The organism is Nocardia violaceofusca NBRC 14427 (assembly GCF_963869435.1).
GTDB classification, from domain to species: domain Bacteria; phylum Actinomycetota; class Actinomycetes; order Mycobacteriales; family Mycobacteriaceae; genus Nocardia; species Nocardia aobensis.
The window spans coordinates 349,507-367,473 of the sequence record NZ_CAWMPM010000004.1 but is presented as its reverse complement, the minus strand read 5'-3'; the positions used below and the strand labels follow the sequence as shown (position 1 = coordinate 367,473).

Genomic DNA, 17,967 nt, shown 5'->3' with positions numbered 1-17,967 from the left:
TAGTTGTGCGCGTGACTGTTTCGGTGACGCGGGAACTACCGGCCGTTGCCGAGGACGAGCCCGTAGGCTCGTCTGCTCAGTTCGCCGGACATGTCGACAGTGATCGATTTGGCCTGGGTGAATTCCTCCAGCGCATCGGGTCCCAGTTCGCGGCCGATGCCGCTCTGCTTGTACCCGCCGAACGGCAGATGCTGAGACATGTTGTGCCAGTCGTTGATCCACACCGAACCGGTCTGCAACCGCGCCGCGACGTCCAGTGCTCGCGTGTTGTCGGAGCTCCACACGCCTGCCGCGAGCCCGTAATCGCTGTCGTTGGCGATCTCGATCGCCTCGTCCACCGAGTCGTAGGAGATCACGGACAGGACGGGACCGAATATCTCCTCGCGGGCGATGCGCATGTCGTTGGTGACGCCGGTGAAAATGGTCGGTTCGACCCAGAATCCGCGGTCGAAACCGGCACCGGACGGTACGCCTCCGCCATGAACGAGTTGTGCGCCTTCGGCCTTGCCGATGTCGATGTAGCCCAGGATGCGTTCGTGCTGTGCCTTGTTCATCACCGGGCCGAGATCGGTAGTGGGGTCGAGTGGGTCGCCGATCCGCATCGTCTTCACCCGGGTGGTCAGCCGTTCGACGAAGTCGTCGTGCAGCGCCGAGGGCAGCAGCAGACGCGATCCCGATTCGCACGCCTGACCGGCATGCAGGGCGAACGCGTAGATCGATCCGGCGACGGCCAGATCGATGTCGGCGTCGTCGAGCACGATGTTCGGGCCTTTGCCGCCCAACTCGAGCAGCACCCGTTTGATCGAGCGGGATGCTTCGGCCATCACCCGGCGACCGGTCGCGGTGGACCCGGTGAACGAGATCAGGCGAACGAGTGGATGGCCGACCAGGTGTTCGCCGGCGGCACCGTCTCCGACAACGACATTGAACACTCCGGCGGGCAGGCCGGCGTCGCGGAGGATGGCCGCGAGTTCGAGTGCGAAGCCGGGAGTCTTCTCGTCGACTTTCAGTACGACGCTGTTGCCGACGGCCATGGCCGGCACCGACTTCCAGACCGCGGTGCTCGCCGGAAAATTCCACGGCGTGATGCCCGCGCACACACCTATGGGTTCTTTGTGAATCGTGCCGGCGTGCAGGACCGGACCGGAGGACAGCGCAGGCCGGACCGACTCGAATTTACGCGTCAGGTCGGCGTAATAGGACAGGTGCGTCATCGGGAAGCCGACACCCAGAGCGGTGGCCGTGCGGATGGGCATCCCGGTCTCCAGCACGCTCTTCGTGGCGAGTTCGTCCATGCGATCGGCGAGAATCGCTGCGGCGCGGTCGAATACGGCTGCTCGCTCGGCCGGTGGGGTGTGCCGCCACGTGCCCTCGTCGAACGCGGCCTGTGCCGCGGTGACGGCTGCGTCGAGGTGTTCCCGCTCGGCGACGGCCACGGTGGAGTCGGCGCGTTCGGTCGCTGGGTTGACCACGTCGAGTGCGGTCGTCGTGTCAACCCATTCACCGCCGATGAACATCCGGTAGTGCGGAATTCCGCTCTGCGAAACCGCGGGGGAGCTAGCGGGCATCTGATGCCTCCGTTCTCGATCCAGCCTTGCTGACGGCATCGGGGTGAGTCGGCGAACCGCGGCCCGTCGCTGTCGATGGGTAGATGAGAGCCCAATCACACAGCGGGGAAAAGACGGGCTCTCGGTAGGCGAGAATCGAAAAGTGCGCCTGCCTTCCGGGTTGACGCGCCATTCAACGCATTATATTTTCGATTTGCGGTGGTGGACGGGCTTGGGGTCGGTGTTCGCCGGCGTCCGGCCGCCGCGGCGTCTACGGGACATAAGACATTCCCGCACAACCGATTCGAAGGGTTCCCTCATTGGTCGACGAACCAACGCGGGCGCAGCAGATCATCGGAGCACTCGCCCCCAAGCTTGTCGAACTCACGGACGATGTCCTGTTCGGGGACGTCTGGGCCCGCTCCGAGATGTCGCCGCGCGACCGCAGCTTGCTCACGATCGCGTCACTCGTCACGCAGAGCCGCCCGACGCAGCTGCACTACCACCTTGCCAGGGCGCTGGACAACGGGCTGACTTCCGCCCAGCTGGCCGAAGCGATTACCCACCTGGCGTTCTATGCGGGCTGGCCGGCCGCATCGGCCGCGATCAGCACGCTGCGCGCCGTGCTCGAGGAGCGGAGGATCGACGAAGACGGAGGTGCGGGGTGACCGACTCGACCCTCGAAGGCTTCGAGCACGTCAACGAGCCGCGCCACCGTATGTCTGCCCCGCTCGGGCATCGACACTCCTGTCCGCGCGGTCGACCTGAGCGAACGGCAGGTGCGCGGGCCGATGCCGTCGCGAGATGCCATCGCCTCGGTACAGAGCGACGACATCGTCGGAAGATATACAACATTATGCACGATATGTAACTATTTCGGCCTTTCCGTGCAAAGGGGGTAGGGACAGCCTCTGTCTGGCTGAATCGTCCGGGCCTACGTTGAGGCAATGACAGTGCACAGCGACGAAGGGTGATGGGATGACCGAGAGCAAGAAGACCGGAAGCAACCGCCACGTCGAAACCTACGATCCCGGCTACGACGGGGAGATCCGTAGCGTGCGGGTATCGGCGCCGGCGTGGGATATCGCCGCGAATCTCTTGCTTCCGCCCGGGTTCGACGAGAGCAAGAAGTATCCGGCGGTGGTGTGCGGCCACCCGATCGGCAGCTGCAAGGAGCAGACCGCCGGCAGTGTCTACGGTGCGGCGCTGGCGAAGGAGGGCTACGTCGCGATCGCGTTTGATGCCAGCTTCCAAGGTGAATCCGGTGGACAGCCGCGTTTCATCGAGAATCCGACCCAGCGGGTGGCCGATTTCAGCCACGTGGTGGACTACCTCGTCACCCGAGATTTCGTCGACGCGGACCGCATCGCCGTGCTCGGTGTGTGCGGCAGCGGTGGGTACTGCATCAGTTCGGCGATGATCGAAAAGCGCTTCAAGGCGGTCGTGAGCGTCACCGGAGTCAACTTCGGGCGTTTGATGAACGAGGATTTCTCGCAGTTCGATCCGGTGGCAGCGCTCGAGCAGATCGCCGCGCAGCGGACCGCCGAGGCTCGCGGTGAAGAGCGGAGGGTCGACAATTACCTCCCCGTCTCACCCGACGAGGCCGAAAAATCCGGTGCGACCGAGGTCGACCTGTACGAGGCCACCCTGTACTACCGCACTCCCCGCGGCGAACAACCCAACGGTTGCACCCGGGCGCTGTTCTCCCACCAGTCCACGGCGGTCGGCTGGGATGCCTTCACGCGCGCGGAAAAGCTGCTGACCCAGCCACTGCTGGTAGCCATCGGCGACGTGCCCGGGTCCTTCGGCGCCTATCGCGATGGCCGTGAGATCTACCGTCGCGCCGCCTCCCGGGACAAGGAGCTGGTCGAGATCGCGGGGGGAACCCACTACGACCTCTACGACAACAAAGAGGCCGTCACCCAGATCCTGGACCGGGTGTTCCCGTTCCTGGCCGAACATGTTTGAGCGACAGGAATTTCGAGTGCCACACGGATCTCTGCCACGGCCTCTGGGCGGCCGAGTGGTACCACCTGAAAATATTGAGCAGCATATATAAAAGTCGGTTTTTCTGGGTGCCGTCCGGTTTGCTCGCCAGGTGAGGAGGTAGCCGGATCACGTCGGTACCGACGCGGACCCGAAGGAGTGAACGACCATGGCAGACACTGATCAGGTGCAGGAAGCGTTCGACAATTTCGTCCAGCTGTGGACCACCGGCACCACCGGAGGGCGGCGCGCACCGGTACTGCGTCGCCCCGACGAGGTCGGTTTGGACTACGAAGATGTGACCTTCCCGTCGATGGACGGGCTGCCGCTCGAGGGCTGGTTCATCCCGGCCGATTCCGACCGGCTGATCATCCACAATCATTTCCTGCCCGGGTGCCGCTACGGATACCCCGGGCATCTGCCCGAGTTCGGTGGCTTGGGCGGATTCGAGGTGAGTTTCCTGCCCGAATACAGGGCATTGCACGACGCGGGCTACAACATCTTGTGCTACGACATCCGCAACCACGGACTCAGCACGCAGGGCAACGGCGGAATCACCGGGATCGGGCTGCTCGAATACAAGGACGTCATCGGCTCGATCCGGTACGCAGCCGCGCGGCCCGACACTCGCAGCATGACGAAGGCGCTGCTGTCGGTGTGCTTGGGCGCCGACTCCACGGCGGTGGCGTGGTCGAAGCATCCCGAGGAGTTCGCCGAGATCAAGGCCATGATTATGCTACAACCGGTCTCCGCCCGGCCGGTGGTGGAGGAATTCGTCAAGGGCATCGGCATGTCCGACGGGTTCGAGAAATTCGACAAGGCCGTGCACGAGCGGACCGGGTTCCATCTCGATGAGCAGTCCCCCGTCGAATACGTGAAGGCGGTGACCGTACCGACGCTCGTCGCGCAGGTCCACGACGACACCATGACCCGGCCCGAGGATGTGCAATCGATCTACGACGCGTTGCAGGTGCAGGACAAGGACCTGCATTGGATCCGCGGAACCGACCAGCGCTTCCGCGGGTACAACTATTTCGGCGAGCACCCCGAAGTCGCGATCGAATGGTTCGACAAGCATCTGCAGTGAGTGTCTCGCGGTAGGCGCAGGTGCAGCGAGCGAAAGGCGCGCCGACTGCCGGTCGACGCGCCCTTCTCGCTACTCGAACCTGCTACAACGGCCACTGTATGTGTTTGATCTCGAAGAACTCGCGCAGCCCCTCTTCGCCGCCTTCGCGGCCGATCCCGCTGTGACCGGGGCCGCCCCACGGGGCGTCGGCTCGCATTCCGCCACCGCCGTTGATGGTGACCGTGCCCGAACGCAGCCGGCGGCCGAAGGCGACGGCATCGGCCGTGGGTCCCCAGACATTGGCGTTGAGCGCGTATTTCGCGTCGTTGGCCATGCGCACGGCGTCGTCGAGGTCGGTGTAGGGCATCACCACACCGACCGGCGCGAACAGTTCCTCCTGCGCGATCTCGGAGTCGTTGGGGACATGGGTCACCAGCGTCGCCTCCAGGAAGAAGCCCTCGTCCAGCCCCGGTGGGCGGCCACCGCCGACCGGCAGTCGCGCGCCCGCGTCCCGCGCCCGGGCCAGGAACCCTTCGACCTTGGCGCGATGCTCGCCGGTGATCAACGGCCCCAGGACGGTGTCGGGCGACAGCGGGTCACCGATGGTGAGACCTCGGAGGAAGGTCGCCGACCGCTCGACGTATTCGTCGAAGTCGGCCTGCGGCACCAGGGTTCGTGTGGTGGCACCGCAGGCTTGGCCACTGTTGCGCGTGAACCGCAGCGCCGAAGCCGGCACCGCCCGCTCCAGATCCGTCCCCGGCAGCACGATATTGGGTGACTTGCCGCCGAGTTCCAGCACGACCTTCTTCAACGTCGGCGCCGCCAGGGCCAGAATCTTGCTGCCCACCGCGGCCGAGCCGGTGAAGCTCACCATGTCGACCTCGGGCGCCTCCACCACCAGCGCCGTGGTTCCCGGCGGGCCGAAAACCAGATTCACTGCGCCGGAAGGGAATCCGGCCTCCTCGAAAAGCCGCACGATCGCCGAAGTCAGCAGGATCGCGCGCGGCGAGGTGACCAGCACCGTCGAGCAGCCCGCCGCCAGTGCCGCCCCAAGCTTGTACGCGCTCATCATGACCGGCACGTTGTAGGCGACGATGGCGGCGACCACTCCCACGGGTTCGCGCACCAGCATGCTGCTGGAGGTGATCGGGTCGTGGTCCAGGGGGAGGGGCTGTTCGTATCCGTCGCGCGGTCCTCGCGCCGCGGCGTCGGCGAACCAGCGGAAGAACTTGGCCGGTAGATCCACGTGCAGCGTGGGTGCGCTGCTGACCGGGGTGCCGATTTCGGTGGCGGCCAGCGCCACGATGGCGTCCCGGCGTTCTTCGAGCAGATCGGTGAAGCGGTGCAGCAGCCGGCCGCGGTCGGCGGGGGAGAGGCGACTCCATTCGCCGCCGTCGAAGGCGCGCCGCGCCGCGGATACCGCTGCCGCGACCTGCGCCGGACCGGTTGAGGGCGTCACCGCGATCTGCCGGCCGGTACTCGGATTGATGGAGACGATCGGTTCGCCGTCGCCGGTCGTCCAGCGTCCGTCGATATAGCTAGCCGCCTCGGCGGTGAGCGTAGTCATGACACCATTCCTTCGGTCGGAAATCCCGGAAACACCGAGACGTATGAAATATATTGTGCTGTGTCTCGCTTATCCGGCCATGTAACCGCCGTCGACGACGAACTCGCCGCCGGTCGCATAGCCGGCCCGCTCGGACAGCAGCCACACCGCCATCTCGGCGATATCCCCCGGCTGCGCCAGCCGCGCGAAGGGAATGCGCGCCATGATCGTGTCACCGCTGCGCGCCTTGGCGTCCTTCATCAGATCGGTGTCCGTATAGCCCGGGCACACCGCGTTGATACGGACGGTGGGCGCGTACTCGATCGCGGCGGTCTTCGTCAGGCCGATCACGCCGTGTTTGGCCGCCGAATATCCCGCGGTCGTCTTGAATCCGGTCAGGCCCGCCAGCGACGCGGTGTTCACGATCGCGCCGCCGCCCTGAGCCTCCATCTGCTTCAGCTCGGCGCGCAGGCACAGCCACACGCCCTTGAGGTTCACGGCGATGGCCTGGTCGAAGGCCTTCTCGTCCCATTCGCCCACGCGGCGCCCGCCCTGGCCGATCTGGCCGCCGCTGACACCGGCGTTGTTGAAGGCGCCGTCGAGGCGTCCGTAGTGGTCGACGGCGGCGGCGACCATCGCGTCCACGGAGCCGCCGTCGGTCAGATCGGCGGGAAGGGCGACCGCCTCGCCGCCGTTCGCGCGCACCTGCTCGGCCGCGGCCTTCAGTCCGTCCGTGGACACATCGGTCAGCGCCAGTCGCGCGCCTTCGCGGGCGGCGAGCAGGGCCGTGGCCCGTCCGATTCCGCCGGCCGCGCCGGTGATGAGTACGACCTTGCCGTCGAGCAACAGCTCAGGCATTTCAGAATTCCTTTCGATTGCGTTGCCGCGCTGGGCATTACGTCCGAGGTAGCCCGGCGCTGTCGGGGTGGGCGCTGCTGCTCATCGAGGCCGGGGTCCGGCCGCGCAGCTGTGATCGGTGCTGCGCGGCCGGCCGATTCCGATGGTGAGTCTCAGCCGACGCGGGAGGCGGGCCAGTCGTGTGCGGGGGACCGCCACGCGGGCCAATGGTCTTCGGGCTCCGGGCGAGTCACCGATATCTGGTGTAAGCACTGCTGGCACTTGACGACCATGCGGGGGCCGAGATAGTTGGCCACCGGGTAGCGGGCGAGGTTCGCCGCACCGCACTCCGGGCAGGTTCCGTCGACGGGGGTCCGTTCGACGTACACGCGCGGTGTTTCCGGGCGGGGGAACAGGAGTCGATCGACCGACATGAGTGTGCCTCTCTCAGATGATCCAGGTGGTGGGGTTGGCGACCGGCACCTGCCAGCGCTCCTGCTCGCGTTCCGCGGCCAGATGCGTGCGCCGTGCCGTGGTGGCGGCCTCGTCGACGGCGCCCTCGGTGATGACGACTCCGTACGCGGCGGAGGCGAATTCGGGGCTGACGAGCCCGGCGCGCACGTCGGCGGCGACGCGGCCGGTGTCGCGGGCGAGCGGATCACCCCAGCCGCCACCGCCGCCGATGACGAACCGAATCGCGTCGCCGGCCTGCAACAGCAGATTGGAGAACTTGCCGGACGTGTAGCGGGCGCCGCGGCCGAATTCGCCGTTGTTCGGATCGGGGCGGCCCTGCTCGTCGAACATGCCGAACAGCGGTTCGGCGCCGCGCAGATCGAGCGGGTTGCCGTGGGTGTTCAGATCGAAGTTCGCGATGTACCAGCCGTAGGCCGAGGTGCCCGCGCCGCCGCCCTTCGAGCCGGGAGCGCCGCGGCGCAACCGGTCGGCGACGACGGTGACGAGCGTGTCGGATTCGGCGTAAATGGAATACACCGAACCGAGTCCGCCACGGAACTCGCCCGCGCCGGCGGTGTCGATCACGATCTCGTGCTGGACGACGACCAGCGGGCTCTCGATCTCGACGTGTTCCTGCACCGAGGTGCGGCAGTTGCCGATCGGCACCACGCAGAACGAGACGCCGTCCTCCTTCCACGTACCGCCCCAGCCGCCGCCGGCGAGACCGTAAGCGCCCCAGGGGGTTCCCTCATGCCCCGCCCGGCTGTCGATACCGCTGAAGCCGACGTAGAGCGCGGTCCCGGTGTCGGGTGCGAAGGATTCCTCGACCGCCTGGCTCAACGCCTGCGATACCACGTTGATCGCGCGCGGGCCGATGTCGGCGTGGCTCGAGCAACTCGACGGTGGCAGCACCTGCACCACACTGCCCGCGGGCAGCAGGACGTCGATCGGTCGCAGGGTGCCGCTGTTGACCGGTGTCGACGGATCGACCATCAGCTTCACCGCCTCGATGCAGCGTCCCGCCTCGCACCAGGCGGTGCCGCAGTTACCCAGCGGCTGGCGGCCCGAACCGGAGAAGTCGATCTCCATGCGGTCGCCGCGCACCTTCACGGTGACGTTCACCGGGATCGGCTCGTCGGTCACGCCGTCCTCATCGAGGAAGTCCTCGGCGGTGTAGTCGCCGTCGGGGATGCTCGCTATACCGCGCCGCATACTCGCCTCGGTGGCGTCGATCGCGTACCGGCCGGCCGCACGGACCTGTTCCAGCCCACCGCGTGCGATGAGATCGTGCAGCTGACGCTCGCCGACGACCAGGCAGCCGTGCAGGGCACGCAGATCACCGAGCACCAACTGCGGAATCCTGTTGTTCTCCAGCAGGAAGTTGAAGGTCGGGCGCACCGGCACGTCGCCCGCGAAGAGCAAGGTCGGCGGCAGCTTCAGCTGTTCCTCGAAGTGAGTCTGCGCGCCGTTGGAGAAGCCGCCCGGGATCGGGCCGCCGAGATCCACGAGATGCGAGGTCGACTGCAGCAGGAATTCGACCCGGCCGTCGACGAAGACGGGCCGGAACAGATTCACATCGGCCTGGTGCAGCGAGCCGCGCCAGGGATCGTTGGTGAAGATGACGTCGCCGGGCTGCATGGTGTCGATATCCCAGTCGTCCATCACGAAATTCGCGATGTGCGGTGCGACGAAGGCGTGCTGCATACAGCCCTCCCACAGCGCGGCCGCCTCCCAGCCCTCGTCGGTGCGCATGTGGATGACGACCGTGCAGTCCAGAATGTCGCGGCAGACGGGCGAAAAGGCGCTGCGCATCAGCGAATCCAGCATTTCGCGCGCGACTTCGGTGAGTCCGTAGCGCAGGATGTCGAGTTCGACATCGGCGGCGGGTCCGGTGGATTCGGGGCTGGTGACAGGTGGGGTGGAAATGGTCATGGCTCCTCAGCTCTGCGGCTCGATGATCAGGTTCAGGTCGTCGTCCAGCGATGCGGTCCGCCCGGGCAGCACCAGCGTCGTCGCGTACTTCTCGGCGACGAGTGCGGGTCCGTGGACCTTCTCGTCGCGGCCGAGACGTTCGCGGACATAGATGGGAACCTCGACGGGGTCGGTGGTGCCCGGCACGGTGAGTTGGGTTGTGCGCAGGAAGGATTCGCCGTCCTCGGGCGTCGCCTCGGGCTTGCGGTTCTCGCGCGCGATGATGGCGGTCACCTCGACCGTCGACACCACGACCGGGATCTCCGTCGCCGCGAATCCGTACGACTCCCGATAGAACTCGTGGAAGGCGGGCACGAGCGCGGCAACGCCCTCAGCGGTGAGCGCCCCGTCGGGGATGGGCATCCGGTTGTCCCAGGTCTGGCCGCGGTACATGGCGAAGACGGCCCGCTCGAAGCGAAGGCGTTCGACATCGGCGCCCTGGTTCTTCAGTTCGTCGCGAATGCGGTCCTGCAGTGCGGTGAAGGCGGCCTCGATCGCGTCGGCGTTCGCCGGATCCAGCGCAGTCATGATCGACTGCGCCCGCGTGACCATCAGATCGCTGCGCAGCAACCCCAGCGCCGAGAACTGACCGGGACTCGACGGAACGATCACCTTGTCGAGACCGAGGATCTGTCCCACCCGGTCGGCGAGCATCGGCCCGGCCGAGCCGGAGGGCTGCAATGCGAACTCGCGCATGTCCAGTCCGCGATAGACCGAAATCGTGCGAACCTTCGCGGCGATGTCCTGGCACGCGACTTCGTATGCGGCGGAGGCGAGTTCGATCGCCGACATACCCCACTGCTCGCCGGTTCGCGCGAGAGCCGCCAGCGAGGCGTCGACGTCGAGGCGGATGGCGCCGTTGGCGAACAGGTCCGGTTGCAGAATCCCGAGCGCGGCGCAGGCGTCGGTCAGGGCGGGTTCGGTGCCGCCGCGCTGGTAGCACACCGGTCCGGGGTTCGAGCCGGCCGAGGCCGGTCCGACTGCGACATTGCCCAGGGCGTTGGGCCGGATCAGGCTGCCCGCGCCCGAGCCGATGCTCTCCACATCGACCAGGGGCATGGTCAGCGTGAGCCCGGTTTCCAGCGTCCAGGTGTCGGTGAGCGGGGTCTTACCCCGGCGGATCGCGGCCACGTCGGTGCTGGTGCCACCCACGTCGATGGTGAGCAGGTTCGGTGAGCTGCCCTCGTTCGCCAACTTCACACTGCCGCTGACGCCACCGACCGGCCCCGAAACCAGCTGGAAGACAGGCGCTTTCCCGGCATCGGCGAACGTGGCGACGCCGCCGTTCATCATCATGATCCACAGCGTGCCGCGGTAGTCACGCTCGGCCAGGCGGTTCATCAGGCGATTCAGATAGCCGACGACAGCCGGTCCGACGTAGGCGTCCAGGGCAACGGTGGTGGTGCGCTCGTGCTCCTTGGTCACCGGATACAGCGCGGAGGTCTGGATGTAGGCGTCCGGCAATTCCTCGGCGACGATTTCGGCGGCGCGACGCTCGTGCTCGGGGTTGGTGTAGGAATTCATCAGGCAGACGGCGACGGATTCGGTGCCCCGGCCGGCGAGCTCGCGGGCGGCGTCGCGGACGGCGTCCTCGTCGAGCGCCAGCAGCACCGACCCGTCGTAGCGCAGCCGCTCGGCGACGCCGTAGCGCGACTCGCGCGCCACGATCGGGCGCTCCTGATGCGGGCGTACCCAGGTCGGGTCGTAGAAGCGGTCACCGAATTCCCGGTGCATGCGGCCGATGTCGAGCAGATCCTTGTGCCCGCGGGTGGAGATCAGGCCGGTCGGCGCCCCGGTGCGGCTGAGCAGCGCGTTGATGCCGACGGTGTGTCCGTGCACGATTTCGGCGATGTCGGGGATCTCGATATCGATGGCCGCGATGCTGTCGAGCACCCCGACCTCCTGTTCGCGCGTGGACAGGACCTTTCCGTCGCGGATCTCTCCGGTGCTCTGATTCAGGCCGATGATGTCGGTGAAGGTGCCACCTACATCGATGCCGACGATCCAGTCGGCCACCCGCTCACTCTGCGTCATACCTGCGCCTCCAGTTGCCGTGTGCTGCAGCGGCGTGAACCCGGAACAGGCGCCGCTTTGTGGTGCAGCTCACTGTCTCGCGGCGGGCTCTCGCCTACATCCGGCGCAGGTAAGGGATTCGTACGACCTTCGGTCGAACCGGGCGGTGGGACGTCAGACTCGCGCGACGGAACCGGTCGCCGAGCTGCGCAGCCAGATCGACACGGCCTCGGCCCGGTTGGCGGCACCGAGCTTGCGCAGGATCCGCGTGATGTGGGTTTTCACGGTGCCCTCGGAGATGGTGAGCCGGCGGGCGATCCTGCCGTTCGAATCACCGGCCGCCATCAGGCGCACGATCTGCACCTCGCGGCGGGTCAGGATCGGGTTGTCGTCGACGCTCACGGCGACGGATTCGGCGATCGCCGGCGCGGGGGTGCGCCATCCGGTCAGTCCGTCGATCTGCGATCGCAAGGACGAGAGGCCTTCCAGCACAGTGACTCTCGCCAGGTGCTGGCTCAGGCCGTCGGCGAAGGCCGAGAGCACCACCCGATCGACCTCGGTGAGCACACGCCGCTGGTGATAGCAGTCGCCGTGGACCAGTCCGACCACCTCGCCCTCGACCAGCAGCGGTGCGATCCCGTAGGACGACGATTTGGTGATCTCGGCGAGCGGGCGATTGACCCGGGGATTGTCCTGAACCTCGGAGACCAGGACGGCGCGCGCGTCGACCACCGGGTCGTTCTCGACCAGGCTGCGGTCGAGCACCGGTGGGTTCTCCCGGCCCACCGCGACGATCTCCTCCGCCCATCGGGGCTCGCGCACGACACACATCGTGTGCAGCCGCCACGTCCGGTCGACGGTGGATACCAGCGCGCGGTCGAATCCGAGCCCGCACGCCGCCTCCGGAGCGCGAGCGAGCAGCGCATCCACCGAACGGGCATCGCCGATGCCTGCGAGTGCCGACCGGACCTTGGACAGCGCGCGCGTCCGGTCGTCCCACCGCACCTGATTCTGTATCGCCTCCGCCTCGCGGATCCGGCCGAGCAGGCCGATCAAATCGGTCAACCTCCCCGGCGTGCAGGCGCCGGCGTCCGCCTCGCGCAGTGCCTCGGAGCTCACCAGGTCCCAGAGGTCGCTCAAGGTGGACGCGTCCGGCGAGGCACCCGCGATATGCGGTGCCTCGAACGGTTCACGGTCGAGTAGGTCGCCGGCCGCGGAGGCGACCTCGGTCACCGCCGCGGCGAACTCGGCGGAACTCCAGTGCGTCGATGAACTGCCCATATGCGAACTCCCGTGATCTACCTCACTTAAATATAATATATCTCACTGGTGAATCGGAGGTGATCGGATACTGCGCTCGAGCCTCCCCGGGCCACGGTGGGGCTCGAGCCGGCCACCTCACCTGGCCGGCCCCGCGTAAGCGTCTTCGTTTTCCGGATCAATACCGGCGGTTTACGGATAGTGACGCGCGTCTCACCTCCCATAGCGTCGGTGCCACGGCGCACGAGCGTCGGTGACCGAGTCGACAGTGGAGTTGAACGGATGAGCCAGAACCGGGACGACCAGGCGCCGCGCCTGGAGCGCGAGCTCGTCGAGGGGGCGTGCCCCCGATGTGGCGGGGAGTTACGACGGTATCCCGTCAATTCGGAGGGAGGCTGGTTCGACGTGGTCAAGTGCCAGAACTGCCTGCACTCCGTCAGCCGCGTCCGGGGACCGCGACTCGGGCCGATCCAGCTTCTTTCCGACCAACTGTAGTGAAAAGGGATCAACGATGATCGCAGTCGATGTGGGCGGCACATTCACCGATGTGGTGGCCCTGCGGGACGGACTAATCCACACCGCGAAGGTGTCGACCGACTATTCCGACGTCACCAAACCGGTGCTGCAGGGCGCGGCGCTGCTCGGCGTCGAGAACTCCGCGGTATTCAATCACGCCAGCACGCACGGTCTGAACGCGGTGATCACCCGCCGGCTGCCGAAGATCGGCTTCCTGGCGACCGAGGGGCACCGCGACATCCTCGACATGGGCCGCGTGTGGCGGCCGGCGGAAGCCATTCTCGATCCGCGCTGGCGGCGCAGCTTCGGTGACGCCGCCCGCCCGCTGATCCCGCGCTATCTGCGCCGGGGCATCCGAGAGCGCATCACCGCCGGCGGCGGTGTGCTGTTCGAACTCGACGAGGCTCAGGCCCGCGCCGAACTTGAGGTGCTGCGTAGGTGCGAGGTGGCGGGTGTGGCGATCTGCTTGATCAACGCCTACGTCAATCCCGCGCACGAGCTGCGGCTGCGGGAGCTGGTGCGTGAGGTGCTCGGCGATGTGCCGTGCTCGGTGTCGAGCGAGGTGTCCCCGCTGGCCAAGGAGTACGCCCGCGCCTCCACCACAGTGGTCGACGCGTTGATGAAACTGATCTACGCCGACTACACCGCGAAACTCGAAAAGGGTTTGGCGGAGCTGGGTTTCACCGGCCAGTTGAATTTCGCCGACTGCGCGGCGACGCTGGTGCCCTCGCATCGGGCGATGGAACATCCGTTCCGCATCGTGTTCTCCGGCCCGGCCGCCGGTACCGTCGCCAGCGCGCATTTCGGCGCGCTGATCGGTGAAACGCAGTTGCTGTGCGCCGATGTGGGTGGCACCTCCTGCGATATCAGCGTGGTCACCAACGGTGAGCCGTATGTGAACACGACGTTCGAACTCGAACACGATCTGGTGGTCAACGCCTTGGCCAACGACGTCACCGCGATCGGCGCGGGCGGCGGCAGCCTGGTGAGCATCGGCCAGACCGGCGCGATCCAGGTGGGGCCGGGCAGCGCCGGCTCGACACCCGGACCGGCCTGTTACGGCCGCGGCGGCACGGAGCCGACCACGACCGACACCTGCCTGCTGATCGGCATCATCGACAGCGAAACCTTCGCCGGTGGTCAGTTGAGCCTGGATCCCGCGCTGTCGCGGCACGCGTTCGAACAGCTGGACTCGGAATTCTCACTCGCTCAACGGGTTCGGTACGCCTACGAGATGGCGGTGCACAACATCGCCGAAGGCGTGTTCAACGTGGCGATCAAGAACGGCGTCGATCCGCGCGACTACAGTCTGGTCGCCTACGGCGCCGCCGGCCCGATGCTGCTGCCCGCCGCGATGGACGCCGTGCACTGCAAACAGGTCATCGTGCCGCCGAATCCGGGATTGTTCTCGGCGCTGGGCCTGCTGTCTGCCGATCAGGTGTTCACCGTGAACCGCAGCGCGTATACCGTCCTCACTCCCGAGGTCGCGCCGCAGATCGACGCCCTGTTCACGGAGATGGAAGCGCAGCTGCGCGAGCGGCTCGCGCACGACGCGCACGTCGTTTTCGAGCGCAGCTTCGACGGTCATCTGGTCGGCCAGAGCTGGGACACCCCGTTCGTGCCGGTGCCGGACGGCACCATCGACGAGGCGGCCGTCGCGACCATGATCGGCGCGTTCCACGACACCTACCAGGAGCGTTCCCGCAACCGGTTCGACATGGTGCCCGTCGAGGGCGTCACCTTCCGGGTACGCGCGGTCCTCGACACCCCGAAGGTGGACTACCCGGTGGTCCCCGAACGTGGTCCGGACGAACCACTGATCCCGGATCGCACCGTGACTCTGCGCTACCTCGGCGACCTGGAGACCGACGATATCGAGTCCGGGCAGCCGGCCGCGGTCTACCACCGCGAGGCGCTGCGGGCCGGCGATGAGCTGGACGGCCCGATCATCGTCAACGAGGGACTGTCCACCACCCACGTCGGCGCCGGTCAGCGCATGACCGTCGGTCGCTACGGCGAACTCGTCATCCGGAGGAAGTGAAGATCATGAGCGCCGACAACACCGCCGACGTCCGCATCCGCGATCTGTCCGACCAGCAATTCCACGACGCCTACGGTTGTGACCGGTTCACCGCGTCGGTGATCGTCAACCGGCTGAAATACGCTGTGGGACATATGTCCACGGCCTTCCTGCGGGAGGCGTTCTCACCGATCATCCGCGACTGGTACGACTTCGCGTGCACCATCAGCGGGCCGCCGGAACAGGACTACCGGATGGCGGTGGTCAGCAACAGTCTGACCCCGTTCCTCGGCACCATGCCCGACGCCGGGCGCAACGCCGTCGAGGAGTTCGGCCCGGAGAACCTCTCGCCAGGTGACGTGCTGATCTGCAACGACCCCTATCGCGGCGGCACCCACGTCAACGACGTTTTGTTCACCCGGCCCGTGTTCGTGGACGGAAAGATCGTCTCGTTCGTGAATATGCGTGCCCATCAACTGGATATGGGCGGCACGGTGCCGGGCGGGTTCTCCGCGACGAAGATGAACGTCTTCGAGAACGGTCTGGTCATTCCGCCGATGCTGTTGTGGTCGAAGGACGAGCCGGTGCGCTCGACCTTCAGCCTGATCTTCGACAACACCCGCTGGGGCGCGATGCTGATGCCGGACTTCAAGAGCATGCATCAGCAGTTGCAGCTGGGGGAGCGGCTGATCCGGGAGAACATCGAAAGATACGGGCTGGCAGCCTATCTCGGCACTCTGACTTATGCGTGCGATACGTCGGCGGAGAAGATGCGGGAGGCCATCTCCCGCATTCCCGACGGCGACTACACCGGCCAGGCGTGTGTGGACGCGGACGGACTCGACGACACGGTCGACTACACCGTGCACGTCACCCTGCGTAAACGCGGATCGCTCATCGAGGCCGATCTGTCCGGAACCTCGGCCCAGGCCCGCACCTGCATCAATTGCGGTGTGCTGGACGCGAAGACGGCGCTCGGGGTGGCATTGACGATGCTGCTGGATCCCGAGATCCCGTTCACCTCGGGCACCTGGCGCACGATCGATCTGGTCGCACCGCCGGGCACCTTCCTCACCGCGATGCCGCCCGAGGGCGCGCCCATGATGTTCTGGGAGTCCTCCGGTGCGCTGATCGCCGCGATCTTCAACGCGCTCAACCCGGTTCTGGGCGCCGAGGGCGTCGGCGGCGACTACGGCTCCACCAACACCCACAACGCCAACGGCCTGCGCCCGGACGGGACACCGTGGACCAGCGCCACCCAATGCGGTGGCGAACACGGTCCGTGGGGTGCCACCAAGGAGGCCGACGGCGACAGCTACACGGTGCTGTTCAACCTCAACAACCTGGACCCGGCCACCGAAACCATCGAACACGATTCTCCGGTGGTCATGTTGCGCAAGGAACACGCGATCGACACCGGTGGCGCCGGTGAGCACCGGGGCGGTGCGGCCAACCTCAAGGACACGTTGTGGCTCACCGACGCCGACCACTACCTGTCGCCGTTCCGCACCAAGGAACCCAGCGGTGTGGGCGCCAACGGCGGACAGGCGGGACCGACCGGCGCGATCTGGATCTTCCCGCCGCAGAACGGAACCGGCGGGCCGGACGATCTGATCGGCACCACCGCCGAGGTATACGCGACCAGCACCCCGGTCGCGGGCGTGCTGGATCCGCGGACCAAGGCCCTGGATCCCGAGCACGGCACCTACCACTACTTCGCCAGCGAGAAGACGTGGAAGACCACGGCCGGATCGGTGCTGCGCTGCCTGACCAACGGTGGCGGCGGCTGGGGCTCGCCGTTCGAGCGTGACCCAGAGAAGGTGCTGCGCGATGTGCGCGACGAGTACGTCAGCATCGCCGGCGCCGCCCGCGACTACGGCGTGGTCGTCATCGGCGATCCGCACCACGACCCCGAAGGTCTGCGCATCGACGACGAGGCGACCGCGGCGCTGCGAGCGACGCACTGAGCATTTACCCACCCGCACAACATAATTCACAATCAACGAGGAGTTATCCGATGGCTTCCGCAGCCGTGCCGAACCCCAGCGATCGCAATCTGTTCTTCGCGTGGAGCACCTACACCACCGACTACGACACCTACGCGAAGTGGTACGACGAGGAACACATCCCGCAGGTGATGGCAGCTCCCGGAATGCTGGGCGCGCAACGCTTCCTGATCGCCGACACCAAACCGCTGCCCGGTTCGGCCGCGGTCGACTTCGGGCACCTGGCCCTCTACGAGATGGAGGGCTCCGCGCAGGGATTCCGCGAGGAGGTCAAGCGCAAACTGATCTCGCAGGAGATGGTGCTGCCGGACTACATGGTGCAGCCGTTCAAGGCGCTGTTCGCGAAATCGGTGAGCAAGCCGCAACTCTCGGAACAATTCGCGCGCACCGAATCGCTGGACGACCGGCATCTGTTCTTCGCGTGGAGCCGGCACACCGGCGACGACGACACCTTCGCCAAGTGGTACGACGAGGTGCACATTCCGCAGATCATGGCCGCCCCCGGTGTGATCCGAGCCGAACGGTTCGAGGTGTCGGAGGTCAAGCCGCTGCCCGGAGTGGAGGCGGTGGATCTGGGTCATCTCGCGATCTACGAGACGATCGGCGATCTTGAGGGCTTCCGCAGTGAGGTCAAGCGCCAGCTGATCTCCGGGGAGATGGTGATCCCGGACTTCATGATCAACCCGTTCTCGACCATGTTCTGCAAGCCGGCCAGCCCGTTCTTCATCGCGAACGGTTCGTGAGGT

13 protein-coding genes are annotated in these 17,967 nt (G+C 66.5%); 6 read left to right on the top strand and 7 right to left on the bottom strand.

Annotation, left to right across the window (positions count from 1 at the left end):
* Window positions 1-35: 35 nt before the first annotated feature.
* Window positions 36-1,568 carry an aldehyde dehydrogenase family protein gene (locus AC5592_RS04085; protein ID WP_063063442.1) on the bottom strand — a complete coding sequence of 511 codons (1,533 nt, stop codon included), beginning with the start codon at window positions 1,566-1,568 and terminating at the stop codon, window positions 36-38.
* A gap of 299 nt (window positions 1,569-1,867) precedes the next feature.
* Here AC5592_RS04085 and AC5592_RS04080 point away from each other — a divergent pair, with 299 nt between their 5' ends.
* The 3 genes from AC5592_RS04080 (at window position 1,868) to AC5592_RS04070 (ending at window position 4,620) form a co-directional block, all read left to right on the top strand.
* Complete coding sequence (locus AC5592_RS04080) at window positions 1,868-2,215, top strand: carboxymuconolactone decarboxylase family protein (RefSeq protein ID WP_063063441.1); 348 nt, start codon at window positions 1,868-1,870, stop codon at window positions 2,213-2,215.
* 310 nt (window positions 2,216-2,525) lie between these two features.
* Window positions 2,526-3,515: an alpha/beta hydrolase gene (locus AC5592_RS04075; RefSeq protein WP_198163747.1), complete on the top strand. Its 990-nt coding sequence runs from the start codon at window positions 2,526-2,528 to the stop codon at window positions 3,513-3,515.
* A 187-nt stretch (window positions 3,516-3,702) separates the two neighbouring features.
* Window positions 3,703-4,620, top strand: a complete 918-nt coding sequence (locus AC5592_RS04070; protein ID WP_063063440.1) for an alpha/beta hydrolase family protein — start codon at window positions 3,703-3,705, stop codon at window positions 4,618-4,620.
* Window positions 4,621-4,702: 82 nt separating this feature from the next.
* Here the strand turns inward: AC5592_RS04070 and AC5592_RS04065 are convergent, their stop codons facing one another.
* The 6 genes from AC5592_RS04065 to AC5592_RS04040 form a co-directional block, all read right to left on the bottom strand.
* On the bottom strand, window positions 4,703-6,166 hold the full coding sequence (locus AC5592_RS04065) for an aldehyde dehydrogenase family protein (RefSeq protein WP_063063439.1): 1,464 nt from the start codon (window positions 6,164-6,166) through the stop codon (window positions 4,703-4,705).
* Window positions 6,167-6,235: 69 nt separating this feature from the next.
* Window positions 6,236-7,003 (bottom strand): SDR family NAD(P)-dependent oxidoreductase, encoded by a 768-nt coding sequence (locus tag AC5592_RS04060; RefSeq protein WP_063063438.1) that lies wholly within the window; start codon window positions 7,001-7,003, stop codon window positions 6,236-6,238.
* A gap of 152 nt (window positions 7,004-7,155) precedes the next feature.
* Window positions 7,156-7,416 (bottom strand): hypothetical protein, encoded by a 261-nt coding sequence (locus AC5592_RS04055; RefSeq protein ID WP_063063437.1) that lies wholly within the window; start codon window positions 7,414-7,416, stop codon window positions 7,156-7,158.
* Window positions 7,417-7,429: 13 nt separating this feature from the next.
* The gene (locus AC5592_RS04050) at window positions 7,430-9,367 is read right to left on the bottom strand and encodes a hydantoinase B/oxoprolinase family protein (protein ID WP_063063436.1); all 1,938 of its coding nucleotides are present in this window, start codon (window positions 9,365-9,367) and stop codon (window positions 7,430-7,432) included.
* A gap of 6 nt (window positions 9,368-9,373) precedes the next feature.
* The gene (locus AC5592_RS04045) at window positions 9,374-11,440 is read right to left on the bottom strand and encodes a hydantoinase/oxoprolinase family protein (RefSeq protein ID WP_063063435.1); all 2,067 of its coding nucleotides are present in this window, start codon (window positions 11,438-11,440) and stop codon (window positions 9,374-9,376) included.
* 153 nt (window positions 11,441-11,593) lie between these two features.
* Window positions 11,594-12,700 carry a LuxR C-terminal-related transcriptional regulator gene (locus AC5592_RS04040; protein ID WP_063063434.1) on the bottom strand — a complete coding sequence of 369 codons (1,107 nt, stop codon included), beginning with the start codon at window positions 12,698-12,700 and terminating at the stop codon, window positions 11,594-11,596.
* Between the two features lie 490 nt (window positions 12,701-13,190).
* On the opposite strand from AC5592_RS04040, the gene AC5592_RS04035 reads away from it, so the two are divergent.
* Genes AC5592_RS04035 through AC5592_RS04025 form a run of 3 tightly spaced genes read left to right on the top strand, consistent with a single transcriptional unit; the run spans window position 13,191 to window position 17,964 of the window.
* Window positions 13,191-15,236, top strand: a complete 2,046-nt coding sequence (locus AC5592_RS04035) for a hydantoinase/oxoprolinase family protein (protein ID WP_063063432.1) — start codon at window positions 13,191-13,193, stop codon at window positions 15,234-15,236.
* Between the two features lie 5 nt (window positions 15,237-15,241).
* A complete protein-coding gene (locus tag AC5592_RS04030; protein ID WP_063063539.1) occupies window positions 15,242-17,182 on the top strand; it encodes a hydantoinase B/oxoprolinase family protein in 1,941 nt (646 codons plus the stop codon).
* A 50-nt stretch (window positions 17,183-17,232) separates the two neighbouring features.
* Window positions 17,233-17,964, top strand: a complete 732-nt coding sequence (locus AC5592_RS04025) for a hypothetical protein (protein WP_157121553.1) — start codon at window positions 17,233-17,235, stop codon at window positions 17,962-17,964.
* Window positions 17,965-17,967 lie beyond the last annotated feature (3 nt).